This is a genomic window from Streptosporangium becharense, from assembly GCF_014204985.1.
Taxonomy (GTDB): Bacteria; Actinomycetota; Actinomycetes; order Streptosporangiales; family Streptosporangiaceae; genus Streptosporangium; species Streptosporangium becharense.
The window spans coordinates 5,518,111-5,538,306 of record NZ_JACHMP010000001.1; the positions used below are offsets into that span (position 1 = coordinate 5,518,111).

At 71.7% G+C, this 20,196-nt stretch carries 20 protein-coding genes and 1 pseudogene; 10 read left to right on the forward strand and 11 right to left on the reverse strand.

All coding sequences use genetic code 11. The features are described 5' to 3' along the window. The first annotated feature begins 12 nt into the window (after positions 1 to 12). The gene (locus tag F4562_RS24205) at positions 13 to 447 is read left to right on the forward strand and encodes an SRPBCC family protein (RefSeq protein ID WP_184541005.1); all 435 of its coding nucleotides are present in this window, start codon (positions 13 to 15) and stop codon (positions 445 to 447) included. 133 nt (positions 448 to 580) lie between these two features. Here the strand turns inward: F4562_RS24205 and F4562_RS24210 are convergent, their stop codons facing one another. Together F4562_RS24210 and F4562_RS24215 are read right to left on the reverse strand one after the other, a co-directional pair. Then, positions 581 to 1,561: an aldo/keto reductase gene (locus tag F4562_RS24210; protein ID WP_184541004.1), complete on the reverse strand. Its 981-nt coding sequence runs from the start codon at positions 1,559 to 1,561 to the stop codon at positions 581 to 583. Continuing rightward, entirely contained in the window at positions 1,558 to 1,920 is a 363-nt protein-coding gene (locus F4562_RS24215) for a MerR family transcriptional regulator (protein ID WP_184541003.1), read from the reverse strand. Before F4562_RS24215 ends, F4562_RS24210 begins: the two co-directional genes overlap by 4 nt. A gap of 350 nt (positions 1,921 to 2,270) precedes the next feature. Here F4562_RS24215 and F4562_RS36705 point away from each other — a divergent pair. Then, positions 2,271 to 2,732: pseudogene (locus F4562_RS36705) on the forward strand (DUF998 domain-containing protein); the annotation flags it as partial. Here the strand turns inward: F4562_RS36705 and F4562_RS35215 are convergent. Further along, positions 2,615 to 2,860, reverse strand: coding sequence for a hypothetical protein (locus F4562_RS35215; RefSeq protein ID WP_246473546.1), 246 nt, complete (start codon positions 2,858 to 2,860; stop codon positions 2,615 to 2,617). The pseudogene F4562_RS36705 and the gene F4562_RS35215 overlap by 118 nt on opposite strands. A 47-nt stretch (positions 2,861 to 2,907) precedes the next feature. On the opposite strand from F4562_RS35215, the gene F4562_RS24225 reads away from it, so the two are divergent. Both F4562_RS24225 and F4562_RS24230 read left to right on the forward strand, forming a co-directional pair. Next, positions 2,908 to 4,347, forward strand: a complete 1,440-nt coding sequence (locus F4562_RS24225; RefSeq protein WP_184541002.1) for a WGR domain-containing protein — start codon at positions 2,908 to 2,910, stop codon at positions 4,345 to 4,347. A gap of 151 nt (positions 4,348 to 4,498) precedes the next feature. After that, complete coding sequence (locus tag F4562_RS24230) at positions 4,499 to 5,023, forward strand: GNAT family N-acetyltransferase (protein ID WP_184541001.1); 525 nt, start codon at positions 4,499 to 4,501, stop codon at positions 5,021 to 5,023. Positions 5,024 to 5,236: 213 nt separating this feature from the next. Here the strand turns inward: F4562_RS24230 and F4562_RS24235 are convergent, their stop codons facing one another. Continuing rightward, complete coding sequence (locus tag F4562_RS24235; protein ID WP_184541000.1) at positions 5,237 to 7,597, reverse strand: Tex family protein; 2,361 nt, start codon at positions 7,595 to 7,597, stop codon at positions 5,237 to 5,239. A gap of 297 nt (positions 7,598 to 7,894) precedes the next feature. Between F4562_RS24235 and F4562_RS24240 the strand changes: the two genes are divergently transcribed. Together F4562_RS24240 and F4562_RS24245 are read left to right on the forward strand one after the other, a co-directional pair. Beyond that, entirely contained in the window at positions 7,895 to 8,791 is an 897-nt protein-coding gene (locus tag F4562_RS24240; RefSeq protein WP_184540999.1) for a hypothetical protein, read from the forward strand. A gap of 165 nt (positions 8,792 to 8,956) precedes the next feature. Beyond that, a complete protein-coding gene (locus tag F4562_RS24245) occupies positions 8,957 to 11,077 on the forward strand; it encodes a protein kinase family protein (RefSeq protein WP_184540998.1) in 2,121 nt (706 codons plus the stop codon). 59 nt (positions 11,078 to 11,136) lie between these two features. Here F4562_RS24245 and F4562_RS24250 read toward each other — a convergent pair whose 3' ends face one another. Both F4562_RS24250 and F4562_RS24255 read right to left on the reverse strand, forming a co-directional pair. After that, positions 11,137 to 12,879 (reverse strand): sialidase family protein, encoded by a 1,743-nt coding sequence (locus F4562_RS24250; RefSeq protein ID WP_184540997.1) that lies wholly within the window; start codon positions 12,877 to 12,879, stop codon positions 11,137 to 11,139. A 510-nt stretch (positions 12,880 to 13,389) separates the two neighbouring features. Further along, positions 13,390 to 14,280 (reverse strand): LysR family transcriptional regulator, encoded by an 891-nt coding sequence (locus tag F4562_RS24255; RefSeq protein WP_184540996.1) that lies wholly within the window; start codon positions 14,278 to 14,280, stop codon positions 13,390 to 13,392. 77 nt (positions 14,281 to 14,357) lie between these two features. On the opposite strand from F4562_RS24255, the gene F4562_RS24260 reads away from it, so the two are divergent. The 3 genes from F4562_RS24260 to F4562_RS24270 all read left to right on the forward strand — a co-directional run bounded on the left by F4562_RS24260 (position 14,358) and on the right by F4562_RS24270 (position 15,557). Further along, on the forward strand, positions 14,358 to 15,068 hold the full coding sequence (locus tag F4562_RS24260) for an aspartate/glutamate racemase family protein (protein WP_184540995.1): 711 nt from the start codon (positions 14,358 to 14,360) through the stop codon (positions 15,066 to 15,068). Positions 15,069 to 15,143: 75 nt separating this feature from the next. Next, complete coding sequence (gene rpmG, locus F4562_RS24265) at positions 15,144 to 15,308, forward strand: 50S ribosomal protein L33 (RefSeq protein WP_184540994.1); 165 nt, start codon at positions 15,144 to 15,146, stop codon at positions 15,306 to 15,308. 3 nt (positions 15,309 to 15,311) lie between these two features. Continuing rightward, positions 15,312 to 15,557, forward strand: a complete 246-nt coding sequence (locus F4562_RS24270) for a type B 50S ribosomal protein L31 (protein ID WP_184540993.1) — start codon at positions 15,312 to 15,314, stop codon at positions 15,555 to 15,557. Between the two features lie 96 nt (positions 15,558 to 15,653). Here the strand turns inward: F4562_RS24270 and F4562_RS36445 are convergent, their stop codons facing one another. The 3 genes from F4562_RS36445 to F4562_RS24285 form a co-directional block, all read right to left on the reverse strand. After that, entirely contained in the window at positions 15,654 to 16,268 is a 615-nt protein-coding gene (locus tag F4562_RS36445) for a cellulose binding domain-containing protein (protein ID WP_184540992.1), read from the reverse strand. Positions 16,269 to 16,410: 142 nt separating this feature from the next. Further along, positions 16,411 to 17,478, reverse strand: coding sequence for a lytic polysaccharide monooxygenase auxiliary activity family 9 protein (locus tag F4562_RS24280; protein WP_184540991.1), 1,068 nt, complete (start codon positions 17,476 to 17,478; stop codon positions 16,411 to 16,413). A 473-nt stretch (positions 17,479 to 17,951) separates the two neighbouring features. Next, positions 17,952 to 18,434, reverse strand: a complete 483-nt coding sequence (locus tag F4562_RS24285) for a GNAT family N-acetyltransferase (protein WP_184540990.1) — start codon at positions 18,432 to 18,434, stop codon at positions 17,952 to 17,954. A 154-nt stretch (positions 18,435 to 18,588) separates the two neighbouring features. On the opposite strand from F4562_RS24285, the gene F4562_RS24290 reads away from it, so the two are divergent. Further along, on the forward strand, positions 18,589 to 18,807 hold the full coding sequence (locus F4562_RS24290; RefSeq protein ID WP_184540989.1) for an EF-hand domain-containing protein: 219 nt from the start codon (positions 18,589 to 18,591) through the stop codon (positions 18,805 to 18,807). Positions 18,808 to 18,927: 120 nt separating this feature from the next. Here the strand turns inward: F4562_RS24290 and F4562_RS24295 are convergent, their stop codons facing one another. Together F4562_RS24295 and F4562_RS24300 are read right to left on the reverse strand one after the other, a co-directional pair. Next, positions 18,928 to 19,314: an STAS domain-containing protein gene (locus F4562_RS24295; protein ID WP_184540988.1), complete on the reverse strand. Its 387-nt coding sequence runs from the start codon at positions 19,312 to 19,314 to the stop codon at positions 18,928 to 18,930. Between the two features lie 129 nt (positions 19,315 to 19,443). Further along, positions 19,444 to 20,196 (reverse strand): hypothetical protein, encoded by a 753-nt coding sequence (locus tag F4562_RS24300; RefSeq protein ID WP_184540987.1) that lies wholly within the window; start codon positions 20,194 to 20,196, stop codon positions 19,444 to 19,446.

Below are 20,196 nucleotides of genomic sequence, written 5' to 3' on the forward strand. Positions count from 1 at the left end.
GGGACAGGGAACATGCCGAACATCACGCTGCGCAACACCTTTCACGTCCGGAACACGCCGGAGGCGCTGCGCGCGCACCTGAGCCAGCCGCAGAGCTACGTGGGCCTCTCCCCACTGGTGGTAGCGGTCAAGGACGTCCAGCAGGGGGAGCGCGAGACCCGATACACCTCGGTCGAGCGGTTCACCTTCCTCGGCGTCGTCAAGTACGACAACATGATCAAGGTTACGCTCCGCAGCACGCCGCAGACCGTGGAGGGCGAGGTCGACAGCCCCGGCGGGGTGCGCCTGGACTACCGCTTCACCCTCAACGACAAGGACGGCGGGACCGAGGTCGAGGATCTCCTCGTGGTGCACGCCTGGGCCCGCCCGCTGCTCGGCTACGCCGCCAAGAAGGCCCGGCAGGTGCAGCTCGCCCGCGCCGGGATCCTCGCCTCGCGCCTGGGGTGACGCGGTGCCTCGTGCCTGGGGTGACGCGGTGACGGCCATGACGGGATCGGCGCGCCGGGGGCGGGGGCACTGCGCCGGTCGTCCGGAGCGGCGGAGCGAGGTCCCCCGCCGGGGGCGGGGCGAGCACGCCGGGTCACTTCTCCACGGGAGACATGTCGGCGTACCGGTCACCGCGGGCCGCTCCGGCGGGCACGGCCGCCTCAAGGGAGGCGAGCTGCTCGGGGGTGAGCGCGATGCCGGCCGCGGCGGCGTTCTCCTCCAGGTAGCGCAACCGCTTGGTGCCCGGGATGGGGATGACGTCCTCACCGCGGGTCAGCAGCCAGGCCAGCGCGAGCTGGGCCGGGGTGCAGCCCACCTCGTCGGCGATCTCGCGGACCTCCGCGACGAGTGCCTCGTTGGCGGCCCCGTTCTCCCCGGCGAAGCGTGGGTGGTGTTTGCGGAAGTCGTCCTCCGGCAGCTGTTCGGCCGGGGGCAGCGTGCCGCCGAGCAGCCCCCGGCTGATCGGCGAGTACGCCACCAGGGCGACGCCCAACTCCCGGGCGGTCGGCAGGATCTCCTCCTCCAGCCCGCGGGTGAACAGGGAGTACTCGCTCTGCAGCGCGGAGATCGGATGGGTGGCGTGTGCCCTACGCAGGGTCTCCGCGCTCACCTCCGACAGGCCGATCCGGCCGACCTTGCCGGCGGCGACCAGCTCGGCCATCGCCCCCACGGTCTCCTCGATCGGCACCGTCGTGTCCCGGCGGTGCAGGTAGTACAGGTCGATGTGGTCCACGCCGAGCCTGCGCAGCGAGGCGTCGGCCGCCCGGCGCACGTACTCGGGACTGCCGTCGATCCGGCGGCCGGCCTCCTCGTCGGTCCTGACGATGCCGAATTTGGTGGCGAGCACCACCTCGTCCCGGCGGCCCGAGACAGCGCGTCCGACCAGTTCCTCGTTGTGTCCCCTTCCATACATGTCTGCGGTGTCAAGAAAATTCACCCCCAGGTCGAGAGCGCGATGGATCACCGCGATCGACTCGGTCTCGTCGGCCCGGCCGTAGAACTCCGACATGCCCATGCAGCCGAGCCCGATGGCCGACACCTCCGGACCCCCCTGCCCGAGGCGGCGCTTGTTCATTGGTTCTCCCGCGTGATGTAGAAATCGATCTTCTCGTCGAGGACCGTCAGATCCCCGGTCAGCTGTGTGATCCGTGCCTCGACCCGCGCGCGGTGGGCCTGGAGCATCCGTCGCCGTTCGGCGAGGGTCGCCGGGCCCCGCCTGCGCAGCTCGGCGTAGCGGCACATGTCGGCGATCGGCATGCCGGTCGCGCGCAGCCTGGTGAGGAAGCGGAGCCACTCCAGGTCCGGCGCCGTGTAGCTGCGGTGCCCGCCGGCGTTCCGGCCGACCTCGTGGATGAGCCCGATGCGTTCGTAGTAGCGCAGCGTGTGCGCGCTCAGCCCCGACTTGCGGGCGGCCTCCTGGATGGTCATCCCCATGGGAACCACCTTGCCCCTTAGAGCGCGCTCCACGTCAAGCGGGCCCCTCCGGGGTGGCCTCATGAGACGGCTGCGGAAAGGGTTACCCCGACAGGGACGACCCTGAGAGGGCCGGCCCTACCCCCGGCGGTAGCCTCCCAGCTCACGGCCCCGGCGCGGGGGGCATCCCCGGAGGGTGGGCACCCCCGCGTCCCGGGGTCGCTCCGGGATCGGTCAGGGGCGGCCGGGGGCTGTCTCGGATGTTCCGGCATCCCGTCCGTCGCCATGGTTGAGCCATGGGACAGCAGGCGCTCACCGGAACCAGGATGATCTTCGGCGGCTACGCGGCGATCGGTGCCGGGGCCGCGACCATGCTCGGGCTGCACGTGGCCACCGGCCTCGACCCGGTGCACACCGTGATCAGTGAGTACGCCTTCGAGGCGGACGGCTGGCTGCTCCCCCTCTCGCTGACCCTCTTCGCCGCCGCCGCGACGGTCATCGCCGCCCTGCTGTCCCGGCACCGCGAGAACCGGGGAGCCGCCCTGCTGGTCGGGCTCTGGGGCCTGTGCATGCTGCTGGTCGGCGCCTTCCCGACCGACGCGCCCGGCGTGCCGCTGTCGATGTCCGGAGGCATCCACCGGTACGCGGCGTTCGTGGCCTTCATGGTGATGCCGGTCGCCGGGCTCCTGCTGGCCGGACGGCACGCGGGCACCCCCTACGCCCGGCCGGTGCGGCTGCTCAGCCTGGCCGCACTGGGCGTGCTGGTCCTGGTGGTCCTGCCGTACGCGGTGCGGATGCTGGGGGTGGAGCTGACCAACGACGACATCCCCGCGGGGGTGACGCAGCGGCTGGTGGTGGGCTTCGAGGTCGCGGCGCTGACCGTGATGGGCCTGATGGCCGGTGCCCGGCCCGGTCGGGCACCGGTCGAGAGTTCTCCTCCGTACTTTTCGGGATTTGTCACCTGGATGCCGTACGCTCCCGAGCAATCGATCAACGGAGAGGTGGAGCATGGCCACGCAGAGCACGTACCTGGAGCTGTCGGAGGACGGCGGGGGCTCGCACAAGTTCTACGAGGTCGTGCTCGACGGAACGCAGGTGACGGTCAGGTACGGCCGCATCGGCGAGACCGGTCAGGCCAAGACATCGGCCTTCGCCACCGAGGCCAAGGCCCAGGCCGCCGCCGCGAAGAAGGTCGGCGAGAAGCTCCGCAAGGGGTACGCCCCCGCGGTCCAGGGCGTGCGCCAGCGCCGCGCCGTCACCCGGCGCAGCATCGAGAGCGTCCGCTCCACCGCCTCCCAGGCTCCGGTGCTGTGGCGCTTCGCCAGCGGCGCGGCGGCGTTCGGCATCTTCGTCGACGCCGAGCGCTGCTGGGTCGGCAACCAGAACGGCGACGTCTACACCGTCACCCACGGTGGCACCGTCACCGGCCGCTTCCGCCTGCCCGACGGCGTCAAGTGCATCGTCGCCGACGACTTCTGGATCTACGCGGGCGCCGACGACGGCAAGGTCTACGACCTCAGCGGCAAGGTTCCCCGGGTCGCGTACGAGATCGCCGAGGACGTCGACATCTACTGGCTCGACATCCACGAGGGGGTGCTGGGCGTCTCCGACCGGGCCGGCCGGATCACCACCATCGACCACGAGGACGAGTTCCAGTGGGCCCGCAAGGGCCGGGGCGACTCGGCGTGGATGGTCCGCTGCGACGACGACGCCGTCTACCACGGGCACTCCACCGGGGTGGCCCGCTACGACGCGGCCGACGGCACCCCGGTCTGGGAGACGCCCTTGCAAGGCGCCGTGCTGTTCGGCTGGCAGGAGGACGACTCGGTCTACGCCGGCACCTCGCGGAGCGCCGTGCACCGCCTGCGCAAGTCGGACGGCGCCTCCGAGGCGGTCTACCACTGCGACGCCACCGTCTTCTCCTGCGCCACCGCCCCCGGCGGACGCTACGTCTTCGCCGGTGACAGCCACTCCTCCATCTACTGCTTCGACCAGAGCGGCGAGCGTCTGTGGAAGCTCGCCACCGGCTGCGGTTCGGCCTTCTCCATGCAGTACCTGGACGACCGCCTCTACATCGTGACCACCGACGGCAGCCTGGCCTGCATCGACGCCACCGAGACGGCCATCAGGGCGGCCCAGGAGGGCAACGTGCCCAAGCCGGTCGATGTCAAGGCCGCCGCGAGCCTGACCGCGGTCGAGGCGACCGCCACGCTGGAGACCGTGGCGTTCGACGACCCCTCCGGCGCCGACGGGGTGATCCTGGAGTGCGTCCGCGAGGGGGATCGGCTGCGGGTACGGGTGGTCAGCGGGGGTTACGACTCGCTGCGGAACGTGCAGTTCCCCAAGGACGTGCGCGAGGCCGGGGCACGCTACCTGGTGGACGGCGTCCGCCTGTCGGAGCGGGGCGGCTTCTACCGCGCGTACGGCGACATCAGGCGCCTGCGCTGACCCGTCCGCGGATCGCGTCCACGAGGCCCGCGCTTCGGCGCGGTTCACGTTCGCGACGTCCCGCGCTTCGACCTGGCCCGCCGGTCTCCGGCTCGGCGGGCCAGGGTTTTTTGAGCGGAAAAGCCGGTGTCCGTGGCGCTATGGTGCAGGCATGTTTCGTGGAGACAGGGTCCTGCTGAGGGCTCTCACCAAGGACGACATCGTCACCCTGCACCGGCTGCACGAGGACGTGGAGACGGAGGTCGGTGCCATCGCGACGCCGTGGCTGCCCCAGACGGTCGAGCAGGCCGTCGCCGCGTACGAGAAGCGGGAGCCCGACGCGGACAAGGTCGACTTCGCCGTCGAGTCGCTCTCCGGGGAACTGCTCGGGTGCGGCCTCGTGTGGGGCATCGACGCCTTCAACCGCAACGGCCACCTGGGCTTCTCGCTGCTGCCGGAGGCGCGCGGCCGGGGGTACGCCCCCGAGGCGCTGCGGCTGCTGTGCGACTACGCCTTCCGGATCCGCGGCCTGCACCGGCTGGGCCTGGAGACGCTCGTCACCAACACCGCGATGATCGCCGCCGCGGAGAAGGCCGGTTTCCAGCGCGAGGGCACGCTCCGCGAGCACGCCTGGGTGGCCGGCTCCTTCGCCGACGTGGCGGTGTTCGGCCTGCTCGCCGCGGAGTTCGCCGGCTGACGGCCCCGGCCGACCCACCCGACCCGACCCGACCCGGCTCACCCCGGCTCACCCCGGCCGGGTTGGGCTGGTCAGGCCGGCCCGTGCCCGCCGGGCACGCCCGGGTCTCCGGCCCCTCTTCCGGTGCGGGCCGTCCCCGGCGGGTGACGCCGGGGGCGGCCACGGGACCTGTCGTGTCCGCTGTGCCTGTCGCGTCTACCGTGTCTGTCGCGTCTACCGCTTTCCGCCGGAACCGTCGAGGCCGGCCCGGCGCAGGGCCTCGGCCATGGCGCCGCCGGGGATGTCACGTTCCTGGCGGCGGCGGTCGCCGCCGCCCTGCTGCCGGCGGTCCCCCCGGCCCCGCTGCCCGTCGCCGCCGTCGCGACGGGCGCCGCCCTGCTGGTCGCGCGGGCCGCCCTGCTGTCCGCGCTGCCCCGCGGGCTTGGCCTCGTCGTCCAGGCGGAGGGTCAGTGAGATGCGCTTGCGCGGGATGTCGACGTCGAGCACCTTCACCCGGACGATGTCACCGGGCTTGACCACCTCGCGCGGATCCCTGACGAAGGTGTGCGACAGCGCCGAGACGTGCACCAGGCCGTCCTGGTGCACGCCGACGTCGACGAACGCGCCGAACGCGGCGACATTGGTGACCACGCCTTCCAGCAGCATGCCGGGCCGCAGGTCGGAGATCTTCTCCACGCCATCCTTGAAGGTGGCGGTCTTGAAGGCCGGGCGGGGGTCGCGGCCGGGCTTCTCCAGCTCGGACAGGATGTCGGTGACGGTCGGCAGGCCGAAGGTGTCGTCGACGAAGTCCTGCGGCCTCAGTGCGCGCAGCGCCGTGCCGTTGCCGATCAGGGCGGTGATGTCGCCGCCGGTACGCTGCAGGATCCGCCGCACCACCGGGTACGCCTCGGGGTGCACGCTGGAGGCGTCCAGCGGGTCGTCGCCGCCGCGGATGCGCAGGAATCCGGCGCACTGCTCGAACGCCTTCGGGCCCAGCCTGGGCACGTCCTTCAACGCCCTGCGGGAACGGAAGGGACCGTTGGCGTCGCGGTGCTGGACGATGTTCTCGGCCAGCCCGGCGCCGATGCCCGACACCCGGGTGAGCAACGGTGCCGAAGCGGTGTTGACGTCGACGCCGACCGCGTTCACACAGTCTTCCACCACCGCGTCGAGCGAGCGGGAGAGCTTCGTCTCGGCCAGGTCGTGCTGGTACTGGCCGACGCCGATCGACTTGGGGTCGATCTTGACCAGCTCGGCCAGCGGGTCCTGGAGTCGCCGGGCGATCGAGACGGCGCCGCGCAGCGACACGTCCATGCCGGGCAGCTCCTGCGCGGCGTATGCGGATGCGGAGTAGACCGACGCCCCGGCCTCCGAGACCATCACCTTGGTCAGCCCGGGAACCAGCTTCACCAGCTCGCCGGCGAGCTTGTCGGTCTCCCGGGAGGCGGTGCCGTTGCCGACCGAGACGAGCTCCACGTCGTACTTCCTGGCCAGCGCGGCGAGGGTCGCCAGCGACTGGTCCCACTGGCGGCGCGGCTCGTGGGGGTAGATCGTGTCGGTGGCCAGCACCTTGCCGGTCGCGTCGACCACCGCGACCTTCACCCCGGTGCGCAGACCAGGGTCGAGGCCCATGGTCGCGCGGCTGCCGGCGGGGGCGGCGAGCAGCAGGTCGCGCAGGTTGGCGGCGAACACGCGCACCGCCTCGTCCTCGGCGGCCTGCCACAGGCGCATGCGCAGGTCGATGCCGAGATGGACGAGGACGCGGGTGCGCCAGGCCCAGCGGACCGTGTCGGCCAGCCACGCGTCGGCGGGCCGTCCCTGGTCGGAGATGCCGAAGCGGTGGGCGATCCGCCCCTCGTACGTGCCGGTGGGCTCCGGCTCGGGCTCAAGGGTGAGGGTGAGGACCTCCTCCTTCTCCGCGCGGAACATCGCCAGGATCCGGTGCGAGGGCAGCTTGGTGAACGGCTCGGCGAAGTCGAAGTAGTCGGAGAACTTGGCACCGTCCTCCTCCTTGCCCTCGCGGACCTTCGCGACCAGGCGCCCCTTGGACCACATCCGCTCGCGCAGCTCGCCGACCAGGTCGGCGTCCTCGCCGAACCGCTCGACGAGGATCGCGCGGGCCCCGTCGAGCGCCGCGGCGGCGTCGGGCACCCCCTCGCTCACGAAGGCCGCGGCGGCGGCCCGCGGGTCGACCGACGGGTCGTTCAGCAGGCCGTCGGCGAGCGGTTCGAGACCGGCCTCCCGGGCGATCTGCGCCTTGGTCCGTCGCTTGGGCTTGTAGGGAAGGTAGATGTCTTCCAGGCGGGCCTTGGAGTCGGCCGCGAGGATCTGCGCCTCCAGGACGTCGTCAAGCTTGCCCTGGCTCCGGATCGACTCCAGGATCGCGGTGCGCCGCTCCTCCAGCTCCCGCAGGTAGCGCAGCCGCTCCTCCAGCGTGCGCAGCTGCGTGTCGTCCAGCATGCCGGTGACTTCCTTGCGGTAGCGGGCGATGAACGGCACGGTCGCCCCGCCGTCGAGCAGCTCCACCGCTGCCTGCACCTGCCGCTCGCGCACACCCAGCTCGTCGGCGATCCGCTGATGAATAGACGTGGTCACGATCTCTCTTCCTCTGTGATGGCGTCCCCAAGCTACCGCGTCACCCCCGTGCCGGGCCGGGGAGCCGGAGGGACGGGGCCGCGGTGGCCGCGGGACGGGTCCGCGGTCACCGGAGGGACGGGGCCGCGGTGGCCGCGGGACGGGCCCGCAGTCGCCGGAGACGGCAAAGAGCACGCAATCCCGGTGCAACCGGTGCGCAAGCGGTCCGGCGTTACCTGTCCGCGTCACGGTCGGCGGTCGGCCGGCGGTCAACCGGCGGTCGGCCGGCGGTGATCGGCATCGAGAAGGGAAACGGCGATGGCGCGGACGGTCAAGCTCGGCATGGTCATGGCGGGGGTGGGCCTCGTTCTGGAGATCGCCGGGTTCATGGGCATGATGATGATCTGGCCGTTCCCCTCGTGGGGGGTTCCGGCACTGGTGGCCGGAGGCGTCGTCATGGCTGCGGGGATCGTGATGGCGACGACGTCCTACCAGGCCGGCGTCATGCGCAGCGTGATGTCGGACCTCGGTGCCGGTCAGCCGGGCGGCGCCTCCAGAGGAAAGGCGGGCGGCTTCTCCGGCGGTCAGCCGGGCGGCGGTTCGTCCTTCGGGGGGCTCTTCGCCATGGTCGGCGACATGGTGCGGGGCAACGACGACCTCCTCACCGGAGGGCTGCCCGCGACCGCCATCGTGGTCTCCATGCGCGACACCGGCATGACCGTCAACGACACGCCGGTGGTCGCCTTCGAACTGGACGTGCGCGCCGAGGGGACGGCCCCCTACCGGGTCTCGCACCGTGAGCGGCTGCCCCGGCTCCTCGTCGGGGCCGTCCTGCCCGGGACGGCCCTCGCCGTGCGGGTCGATCCGGCGAACCCGGACCGGCTCACCGTCGACTGGAGCACCTTCCCCGCCCAGGCCGGGCCGCCGGCCACCGAGCGTCTTTCCGCCGCGGACCTCATCGCCAGGGGCCTGCCGGGTACCGCCACCGTCGAGGGCACCTTCTCGACCGGCGGCATGACCGCGGAGAACGGCGACCCGATCGTCGGGTTCGTGCTGCGGGTGGAGCCGGGCGACGGCCGCGCGCCGTATCAGGTCAGGATCGGTCACCGGGTGCCGCCGGAGCACCTGCACCGCACGTTGCCGGGCACCCGGTTGCCGGTCAGGATCGCCCCGGAGGACCCGGAGAAGGTCGCCGTCGACTGGGAACTCGCGTGAGGCGCCGCACCTCTTCTTGCGGATCACAAGTGTGGTGCAGTGAACTTCAAATCGGTGGGTGTTGTCTTGGCGCATGATTTTCATCGAGTTTCACGCGGGTGATCCGGGTGATCCGGGTGATCCGGGTGGTCGGCGTTGCGGGGTCCGTGGTCGTGGAGCGGTGCGATGAGGGGGGAGGTCGCGTCGTGGCCGTTGCCGCCGGGGAGGCCGGATCGGCTGGGTGAGTACCGGTTGCTGGGTCTGCTGGAGGAGGACGGTCGCGGGAGTGTTTATCTGGCCGAGTCCGCGGCCGGTGTGCGGGTGGCGCTCACGGTTGTGAACGTCCGGCTGCCGCAGGGGCGGCAGGTGCGGGGGCGTTTCGTGCGTGAGGTGGAGGCGGTTCGGGGGGTGGTGGTGCCGGGGGTGGCCGGGGTGGTCTCCGCGGCGGTGGTCGAGGGTGTGCCGGTGGTCGCCGGTGAGTTGGTGGGCGGGGAGTCGCTGGGGCAGGTCGTGACGCGGGGTGGCCCGTTGCGGGGGGAGATGCTGGTCCGGGTGGCCGCCGAGACGGTCGCCGCGCTGGCGGGTCTGCATGCGGCGGGGGTGGTGCACGGGAGTTTCGGGCCGGATCGGGTGTTGCTGGGCCCGGACGGGGTCAGGGTGACCGGGGTCTGGGTCGCTCGGGCGTTGGGGGCGGCCGGGGTCGGCGGGCCGGTGGGTGTCGCGGGGTTCGTGGCGCCGGAGCAGGTGGCCGGGTTCGTGGCGGGGCCGGCCGGTGATGTGTTCGGGTGGGCGGCGACCGTGGTGTTCGCCGCCACCGGGGTGATGTTCTCGGGTGGGTCCGGTCCGGATCTGTCGGGTGTTCCCGAGCCGTTGCGTGGGTGGTTGCCGGCCTGTCTGGACGGCGATCCGGGGCGTCGTCCGAGTGCGAACGAGGTGATGTTCGCTCTGTCGCGGGCCGTCCACGGGCATCCGGGCCAGGCCGTCCACGGGTTGCCGGGCCCGGCCGCTCATCCGCCCTTCGGCCCGGCGGGCGGATCGGGGATGGTCCAGGGTGCCCCGTTCGCCCCGCAGGGTGCATCGTTCGGTCCCCGGGACGGGCTGGTCACTCACCCGTCGGCTGGTCCGCAGGGAAGACCGGCCGTTCAGTCGCCGTTCACTCCGCAGGCGGCGGCTCCCCGGCGGAGCCGGTGGCCGTGGGCGGCGGGGGTGGCCGGCGTCCTGGTCCTGGTGCTCTCCGCGACGGTCGCCGTGAACCTCCTCAACGGTGAGGAGGCCGCGGAGGGAACCCGCCAGAACGTGACAGCCGGGACGGCCGCGGCCCTGGCCGTGCCCCCCTCCACCGCTCCTGCCTCTCCGGGCTCCGACTTCGGCACGCCCCTGTGGACCGCGACGCTGAGCGACCCGTGGGTGCAGTCGGTGACGATCGCGGAAGCGGGCGGCGTGCCGATCGTGGCCGCCGCAGGGGACGAGGGCACGGTGGACCTGCTCAGGCTGGACACCGGCAAGGCCGCGGTCTCGCCCATCAAGGCGCACAAGGGAAAGATCTACGACTTGGCCGTCACCGCCCACGGTGGACGCTCCGTCCTGCTGTCCGGCAGTGAGGACAAGACCGTACGCCGGTGGGACCTCGCCACCGGCGACCCCGTCGGCCAGCCCGTCAAGAGTGACTACGAAGTCTTCACCATCGGCGCGCTGGACCTGGGCGGCAGAAAGATCGCCGCGGTCGAGTCCGGGGGTGACTGGCTACTGGAACTGGACGGATCCGACCTCGCCTCCCTGCCCATCACCCCGTCCCGCTGCGCGGGCCCCTCGGCGTTCGGCACGCTGGACGACCGGTTGGTCAAGGTGTGCCCCGACGCCGACTCCGCCGTCGGGGTGTGGGACGTCAGAACGGACGAGCGCATCGGAGCAGCGGGGTGGGGAAGCGGGAAACCCGTCCTGGACCTGGCACTGGGAACGGTGGGTGGACAGCCGGTGATCGTGACAGGTTGTGAGGACGGCATCGTGCGTCGCTGGGACCTGGCCACCGGCAATCCCCTGCGCGGGCCCATCGTCGGACACGAGAGCACCGTCTCCGGCGTCGCCGTGACCCGGTTGGCGGGGCGCCCTGTCATCGTCTCCTACTCCAACCATCCCGACTCCACCATCCGCGTGTGGGACTGGGAGACGGGCGTCCCCGTCGGTACCCCCATCCGCCTTGAGATCACCGGCACGAGCATGGCGGTGGCGGAGGTCGGCGGCATGGTGACCGTGGTGCTCGGCAGCACCGACGGCAAGCTCAGCGCGTGGAAGCTGGGAACGCCGTAGCGGGGTTCGCGCCGGGGGCGAGCGGGGCCGGGGTGTCGTGGCAGGATCCGCGCCGGGAGCTAGGGGAGCGTGCCGAAGGTCGGGGTCAGCCTGGTCCACTCCAGGGTGGCCCCGGCGGCGTTGCCGCCCGGGGTGCCGGTCACCCAGTGCGTGACCTGGGGTCTCTCCCGGCTGTCCTGGACGACCCAGGTCGCCCCGGTGTCGGCGCCGTCACGGAACAGGTGGGCGGTTCCGGCGCTGTCGACCCGCACCTTCCAGGTGGCGGGTCGCCCGGCGGCGTCCAGCGGGTGGACCTTCTCCCAGACGGTGGAGCCCTTGCGCATCGTCCACACACCGCTCCGCTGCACCGTCAGCATGAGCCGCCGGGCGCCGTTGGCGACCTTCGCGCCGAGGCAGACGCCGCTGCCGGTCCGCGGGTCGAGGGCACTGTCGTCGTCCACCCGGCCCCGGAACTCCAGGGTGAAGTCGCAGCCCAGGGCCGGGTCGAGCGCGAAGGACACCCGGGACACCCCGGTGCCGGTGCTCCGCAGCCGCAGCCCGTCCCGGGTCGCCCGTGCCCCGCCGGCCAGCGTCCAGCCCGGTGCCGGACCCGCACCCGGGGTCCAGTCGCCCGCGGCGAGGGGGACGTCGTCCATCGGCCGGGTGATGTCCAGTCGGGCGACTCTGATATCGGTCTGGTTGTGCTCCCAGACGACGAAGAACCGTCCCGGCTTGTACTCGTCAGCGCTGGCGTAGACGTCCCATCCGCGGGCGGCACCGCGGGTCAGCCGGGTGCCGTCGGCCAGCAACCGGCCCGGTTCCCAGGGCTCACCGGGCCGCCTGACCTTGTAGTACAGGACCTCCCGGTACTGGTCGGGCTTGCCGGTGGCGGGGCCGGTGAACGGTCCGGCCAGCGTGTTGAAGATCGCCAGATGGCGGCCGGCGGAGTCACGGGTGAAGAACGTCTTGACGTAGTGATTGGGCAGGTTCTCGTCCGGCGTGAGCGGTGACCAGGTCAGCCCGATGTCGGTGCTGGTCGCCGTGGCACAGTGGGCCGTGCCGGTCCGGTAGCGTGCGTCGCGGGCCGCCGGGGAGGTGCCGCCGGTCAGGTCCAGGGTACGGGTCACCATCACCAGGGCACCGGAGCCGTCCTGGGAGAGGGCGATCTGCGGCTCCTCCACCGCCATGCCCGGCGGGTTCTCCGCGAGCCCGCCGGAGGTCCAGGCGGCCAGGTCGGACGAGCGCAGCACCCCGGCCCTGGTCGTGCCGCCCGCGTGCCGCCAGTACGGGACGAGCCACAGCCCGCCCGCGCGCAGCGGCTTGCCCGCGACGACCACGCCCCTGCCGTTGTCCGGCACGTTCACGGTGACGGGGAAATCGGTCCAGGTACGGCCGCCGTCGGTGCTCCTGCGGACCTCCAGCCGGGTGGGGAAGCCGTCGACCCGGCCCTCCCGGTCGCGGTCCCGCTCGACGGAGATCACGCCGAGCAGTGCGTACAGTGTCCCCGCGTCGTTCAGGAAGATCACGTAGTGGTAGCGCCGGGTGGCGGTGGCTGGGGCCAGCGTGTCCGTCGTCCAGCTCCGGCCCCCGTCGTCCGACCGGGCGAACATGATCGAACCCTGGTCCGTCGGGGTGGGGTCGAGCGCGTCCCGGACACCGGCCCGCCAGCCGACCACCAGCCGCCGCTCGTCGAGGGCGACGATGTCGGGGACCCGGTTGCCCTCGTGGGCGAGTTCGCCGCCGGATCCGGTGGAGACCGTGCCGTAGACGGTGACCGGGGGGCTGACGTCCGGTCCGACGATGTCGGTGTGCGGCCAGGCCATGGGGGACATCGAACCGGTGCCGGATGGCCGGGAGGTTACCCCGGGGTGGAGTCCGGGCGGCCGGTGCCGTCCGTCTCGGGTGCCTCTCCGAACCTGGTGTCGCACGCCGGGCAGGCCCATCTCTCCGGGCGGGGAACGCAACCGCCGAGGACGAACTGCCCCTTCGGCGGAGCCTGCTTCGGATCCCTGAGGAAGTGCGGGTACCCGTATCGGATCGGGACCACCCGGGTCCCGCCGCACCGGGGGCACGGGGGTCGCTGGTCCTTCGCGTTCTTCCCGGTCTCGTCTCCGGTGTTCCCGGTGTGGTCCATCCTGTCCCTCCGCGGTTCGGCGGATCGTCGGTGACCGGTCCGCACAGCGATGTAGACGCCGCTCCGGCCCGGTCGGTTCTCGCTGTGCCACCGGTGTTCGCCGACGTCCAGCGATGTCCGCAGGCGACCACGCCGAACCCCCGGCCCTGCAGTCACGGGCCGGGCCGGGGAAGACGGGTGCCGGGGCAGCCGCGCGGTGTCAGCCCGCGATCGCGTCGCGGACGGCCCGGACGGCGGCGCGGACCGCGGGGGTCCGGCCCGCCTCGCGGTGGTGGACCACGTGGAGGGCCCGGGGCCGCAGTCCGGGCACCTCGCGGGCGGTGACACCGGGGTTGTGGAACGCCTCCAACGCGAGCTGGGGGAGCAGCCCGATTCCGAGACCGTGGGCGATCAGCGACTGGGCGACCACGTAGTCGTCGCTGCCGTGCCGGATGTCCGGTGTGAAACCGGCGGCCAGGCAGAGCCGCTCCAGGTGGGCGGTGCACCGCTCGCAACCGGCGATCCACCTGTCGGCGGCCAGACTCCGCAGGTCCACCGCGGCGGCCTCCGCCTGCGCGTGCCCGTTGGGCAGGACCAGCCGCACCGGGTCTTCCCCCACGGGGAGGGCCACCAGTCCGGAGGGCACGGTGAACGGCTGCCCGTCATGGGCGAAGGTCACGGCCAGGTCCGCCTCACCGACCGTGACCAGCTCCAGCGCCTCGGGTGGTTCGGCCTGCAGCAGGCGGACGTCCAGCGCGGGGTGGCGCGCGGCCAGCAGGCTCATCGCCGCCGGGACGACGGTGGCGCCGGCCGAGGGGAAGGCGGCCAGCCTGACGGTGCCCCCCTCCAACTGGGCCAGCGCGTTCATCTCGTCGGCCGCGGCGTGCAGGCGGGTGGCGAGGGCGTCGGCGTGCCCCAGCAGCGTCCGGCCGGCCTCGGTGAGCTGGATCCCTCGGGGACGTCGAAGCACGAGCGGCAGCCCGGCCTGCCGTTCCAGGTGGCGCAGGTGCTGGCTGACGGCCGGTTGGGTCCAGCCCAGAACGCGGGCCGCGGCCCCGATCGACCCCGAACGGGCGATCTGCCGGAAGACGAGCAAACGGTGGGCGTCCACGGCATAAGTATTCCTTGGGTCGGCGCCAACAAGTTCACGTCTACCTATGGGGCCGGTCATCCGCGAGGCTGGCGCCCATGACACGAACCATCGGTCTCATCGGCGGGATGAGCTGGGAATCCTCCGCCGAGTACTACCGTCTGCTGAACGAGGAGACCCGGCGCCGCCTCGGCGGCCACCACTGTGCCCGCAGCCTGCTGCTGACCGTCGACTTCGCCGAGATCGAGGCCATGCAGCGGGCCGGCGACTGGGCCGCGGCGGGCCGGACGCTCGCGGAGGCGGCCCAGGCCCTGGAACGGGCCGGCGCCGACATGGTGCTGCTGTGCACCAACACCATGCACCGGGTGGCCGACGTCATCGAGGCGGAGATCGGCGTGCCGTTCCTGCACATCGTCGACGCCACCGCGAGCCGGATCACCTCCGCGGGGATCACCACCGTGGGGCTGCTGGCCACCCGCTACACCATGGAGATGGACTTCTATCGCGACCGCATGCGGGCCCACGGTCTGGAGGTGGTCGTCCCCGACGAGGACGACCGCGCGCTGGTCCATGACGTCATCTACCGGGAACTCACCATGAACCGGGTCGAGGACGCCTCACGCAGGAGCTACCGACGGATCATCTCCACCCTCGCGGACCGCGGCGCCCAGGCGGTGATCCTCGGCTGCACCGAGATCACGCTGCTCATCGGTCCCGGCGACAGCCCGATCCCGGTCTTCGACTCCACCAGGATCCACGTCGAGCAGGCGATCGACCTGGCGCTGGCGCCGGGAACGCCCCTGGAGTGAAAGCCGGGAATGCCCCGGTGGTGAAAACGGTTATCGGGCCCGTACGACGAAACACCGACTCGGGAGGAGCCGACCTTGGCCAGAAACGAGACGCGGCCCGTGATCAAGCTCCGGTCCACCGCGGGCACCGGCTACACGTACGTGACCCGCAAGAACCGGCGCAACGATCCCGACCGGCTCACCCTCACCAAGTACGACCCGATCGTCCGCCAGCACGTTCCATTCCGAGAGGACCGATAAACCATGAAGAAGGGCATCCACCCCGAGTACCGGCCGGTCGTCTTCCGGGACCCGAGTGCCGGTTTCGCCTTCCTGACCCGTTCCACCGTCGCGAGCAGCCGGACGGTCGAGTGGGAGGACGGCGACGTCCACCCGGTGGTCGACGTCGACGTCTCGTCGGCGAGCCACCCCTTCTACACCGGGCGGGGCCGCATTCTCGACACGGCCGGCCGCGTCGAGCGCTTCAAGCAGCGCTACGCCGGTCGCTGAGCCGGGTGCTTCAGGCGGCGCTATGCCGGGCCAGCACTATGCCGGACGCTTCAAGCAGCGCTACGCCGGTCGCCGAGCCGGGCACGCCGCGCGTGGCTAACCGCAGGTGATCTCGGTGAAGGTCGGGGGCACGGTGGCGGTGCCGACGAACCCGATGTCCGAGACGGTCGCCCCCGCGGCCAGGTTGGGCTTCTCCACGGGTGCGTGGATCATCGCCACAGGCCCGCTCTGCATGTGCGTGCCGTTCCACGCCTGAGTGATGGTGGTCCCCAACGGCATGATCCATTGGATGTACCAGTCGCGCATCGGCCGTCCCGTGCGGTTGCCGATGGTCGCCGTGCCCCGGTAGCCACCCGGCCATGACTCCACCAGGGTGACCGTGGCCTCGCATCCGGCGGCGGAGATGCCCCGTCGCCCGGACGGCGCGGCCGAGCCGTCCGCCGTCGCCCCCGGAGAGGCGATCGCCCCCATGGTCGCGGACGCGGCCGGTGCGGCGGTTGCGTGCCCTGCCGAGGGAGTGGCCCCGTGTCCCGGTGGCAGGGCGGCCCCGTGTCCCGGCGGGAGCGGATGTGCCCTGCCGTGCGCGGGATCGTGTGCGGGGCCATGGGTGGGGTCGTACGTGCGGGTGGCGCAGGACACCGCGACGAACGTCAGCGCCGCGCCGAGCACGAGCAGGCCCAGCAGGGACGCGATCCTCCCCGTGGGCGGCACGGGCATCCCTCCTTCCCGAGCTTCCCGGATGTGGCGCGCTTGCCGGGTTTCCCGAGCTTCCCGGACGTGGCGCGCTTGTCTCTTCCCGGATGTGGCGCGGTCCCCGCGGGAAGTCGTGGGAAGCCGCGGGGACCGCGCCGGGTCAGGGACTGGTGCAGGTGACGCTGGGGGACCCGGCGGTGCCCGACCCGGTGAGACCGAAGGTGGTCGAGGCACCGGCGGCGATCGTCCGGTTCCAGTCGGCGTTTCTGGCCGTCACGGTCGACCCCGAGACGGTGTGGGTGGCGTTCCAGACGCTGTTGATCCCGCTGCCGCCGTCGAGCGTCCAGGTCGCCGTCCAGCCGTTGATGCCGGAGGAACCGGTGTTGCGCACGGTCACCTCGGCCTGGAAGCCGCCCGGCCAGGAGCCGACGGTCCGGTAGGTGGCGGTGCAGCTGCCGGGGCCGCCCGGCGTCACCGTCGGGGTGGCGGTGGGCGTCAGGGTCGGGCCGGGGGTGGGGCCGGTCCGGCCGACGCCGGTCACCTCGCCGTCGCCGCCGTCGAAGACGACGTCGGAGCAGTTGTAGAAGGTCTCGTTGCTGTCCGAACGCTTCCACACCGAGTAGATGATGTGGCGGCCCGACTTGCCCGAGGGCAGCGTGGCGTTCCAGTAGTAGTGGGCGTCGTTGGTGCCCGGCGAGCCGACGCTCGGCGGGTGGTCGGCCGTGTGGAACGGCTCCGACTCCAGATCGTCCCAGGTGAGCGCCTGGTTGGGGTTCCAGCCGTCCTTGGTGATGTAGAGGTAGAACCAGCCCGGGTGGGCGGCCCACTTGTTGTACCTGAACTGGATGGACGCCCCCGCGGTCAGGTGGGTCACCGGCCAGTCGGCGTGCGGCAGGTCGAACCCGCTGAAGCCGGGGTTGCCGCCGCTGCACGCCTGGCCGTCGGGGATGAACCCCCGGGTGCGTCCGGCACCGTCGGAGCGCAGCACGCTGAACCAGTTGTACAGCGAGTTGTCCCCGCTCTCGGCCACCGCCGCCGCGCACGCCGGGTTGATGGAGACGATGTTCCCCTGTGGGGTGAGACCGTCCTGCCAGCAGAAGTAGGTCCGGCTGCCGGGCACCATCATGGCGCCGTGCGCCGAGGCGGGCTGCGGGACGAGGACGAGTGCGAGCAGCGCGGTCATGAACGCGGCCACACCGGCGACAGCCGTACTTCGCCATTTGCTCACGGAATTACCCTCCCTTTTGAGGGATGACGAATAACCGATCAACGGCGGTGAGGCGCTCACGCGAGACGGACTCTAGGCCGACTCCACGAGGCTGTAAACGAAGCGCTTTCCGCAGGAGGATCTTCCGGACTGTCGGCGCAGCTCATCGCGGGTGTGACGGGGTCACGGCGGATGAAAGGTTCACGGTTCGCCACGATGCCGAAAAGGGCCGCGCGCACGGGAGGGGAAACGCGGCACGCGGCCCGCCGGTGAAATGGAGAAGGCCGTTCCGGGTGGTCACCGGAACGGCCTTCTCCATCGGAACGGTCTTCCACGCGGCGACCGGCACGGTCTTCTCCGCGGGAACGGCTTCTCTGCGGAACGGCTTTCTGCGCCGGAACGGCCTGCTGTGATGACCGACCGGCCATCTCCGGATGAGACGGCTCTTCGGCGGCTGCCGCGTTGCGGACCGTCACCCGGGCGGGTGCGCGGCCCTACCGCACGTCCTCCACGGCGGCCAGCTTCTCCAGCGCCGGGCCGGTGATCCGGTACGGGATCCACTCGTCGAGGGGGCCCGCGCCGAGCGAATGGTAGAACTCGATGGCCGGTGTGTTCCAGTCGAGGACCGCCCACTCCAACCGGCCGTAGTCGCGCTCCACGCAGATCCGGGCGAGCTCGGCGAGCAGTTTCCTGCCGTACCCGTGCCCGCGGTGGTCGGGGTGGACGAAGAGGTCCTCCAGGTGGATACCGTGCTTGCCCACCCAGGTCGAGTAGGTCAGGAACCACAGCGCGAACCCCGCGACGTCCTCGCCGTCGACGGCGAGGTGGCAGAAGACGGCGGGGGAGTCGCCGAACAACGCGTCGTGGAGCATCTCGGGGGTGGTCTCGACCTTGTCCAGCGCCTTCTCGTACTCCGCCAGTTTGCGGATCATGTCGATGATCGCCGGAACGTCGGCCGGTGTCGCAGGTCGAATCATCGACGCAGTCTACGCACTCCGGCCGGATGAACCCACCGGTAGAACGGTCGATCGCTATCGGAACACCGCATACGGGGTCATGTAGCCGGACGGGGGACCGCTCCCGTAAGTTGTCTGCTGATCGAGTGCGGGACATCCAGGAAGGCGGACCACCATGTCGACGGAGCCCACTGGTGAGCGGCTGACGGAGCTCAGGCAGGAGTTCGCCGCCATCGACTCCGACGGGGACGGCTACATCACCGAGCAGGAGCTCCGCGAGCGCTTCCCCGCCCTGCCCGCGGAGGCCATCGGGTCGCTCAGCCGCGACGCCGACTCCGACGGCGACGGCCGTTTCTCCTTCGAGGAGTTCGTCCGCCTGGTCGCCCACGACTGACCGTGCCCGGCGCCCCGGCCGGGGACCTGCCCGGCACGGCGTCGGCCGGGGCGTGTGGAGAGAACGTGCGGGATCACGCGGAGGGAGGAGGGAACGAGAAGAACGGCCGGGGATGCCGGGTCAGCGGAAGGCGGAGACGCTTCCGTTGGAAGCCGCACGCCCGTGCGAGACCTCGCGGATCGACTCCTCGACGCTGGGGTCGATGGGGAACGCCTCCCGCAGCCGAGTCAGGTCCAGCAGACGGCCGAGGAAGCCGTGGACGCCGGCCAGGCGCAGCCAGCCTTTCTGCTCGTAGGCGCGTCGCAGGCTGGTCAGCAGCACCCAGATGCCGGTGGAGTCGCAGAACCCCAGCTTCGCCGTGTCGACGATCAGGTAGGTGTGGCCGCGCCGCATCAGCTCGGCGAGTTTCTCTTCGAGCTGAGGCGCCGAGGACTTGTCCAGATCACCGAGAAGCGTTACGACGGAGAAGTGTGGATGGGCATCCACGGTGACGGAGAGTCGAGTCATCTTGCCCCACTGTCTGCGGCCGCTGGGAACAGCGCCCTTTTTGGGAGCCGCGCGTGGACAGAGCCACTACCCCACCGTACGCCCGTCGTTCGCGACAGTTCAACGGCCGGTGTGCGAGCACCTGGTCGGTCAGGGGGTGCGGGCACCCGCCTCCACAGGCTGCGCCGGACGCCGGTCTCCACCGGGGACAGGCCTGTCACCTGCGGCTCTGGCGTTCCGTGACCCTGCGTACGCGCCGGCCCTGGCGGTCCGCAGCCACCCGTACGGCCGCAGCGCGGGATGCCCGTTGAAGATCGGGTCGTACCCCCTGGGCTCGCCGGCGTCGCACGGCAGCGGAGTGTGCACGACCAGCCGTCCCAGCGGATGCCTGCGGGCGTGGTCGACGCCGAGCGCGAACTCCAGCGGCCTGTCCGCCACGGCCGCCACCAGGGAGTCGAGGTCCGCCGATATCCTCCGGCCCCGCTCGGCCGGGACGGCGAGGAGCCGCAGCGGCCCGTCCGGGTGGTCGTAGGAGATCAGCGTCGAGTAGACCGACGAGGAGAAGCCGAGGCTCGGGAACGGCATCCACCTCGGCCAGGTGCTCGTGGACATCAGAATGTCCAGGTCGCCCCCGGCGCCTCCGCCGCCCGGCAACCGCACGGCCAGTCCGAGCACGTCGGGCAGGGATTTCGTCAGTGAGGTCGCCCGCGACAAGCGGACCAGCGCCTCCCGCTCGCCGGGTTCGTCCAGGGCGGGCACCCCGAGACGGGGATGGTCCACCACGCGGAGTGTGGCGGAGAAGGAGGCGCCGTCCTTGTGCAACGCCCGGCCGCCCCGGGCCCGCGCGGTCCGGTAGGCCACCGCGCGCGCGATCTCCGCCAGGTCCGGCCGCCTGAAACCCAT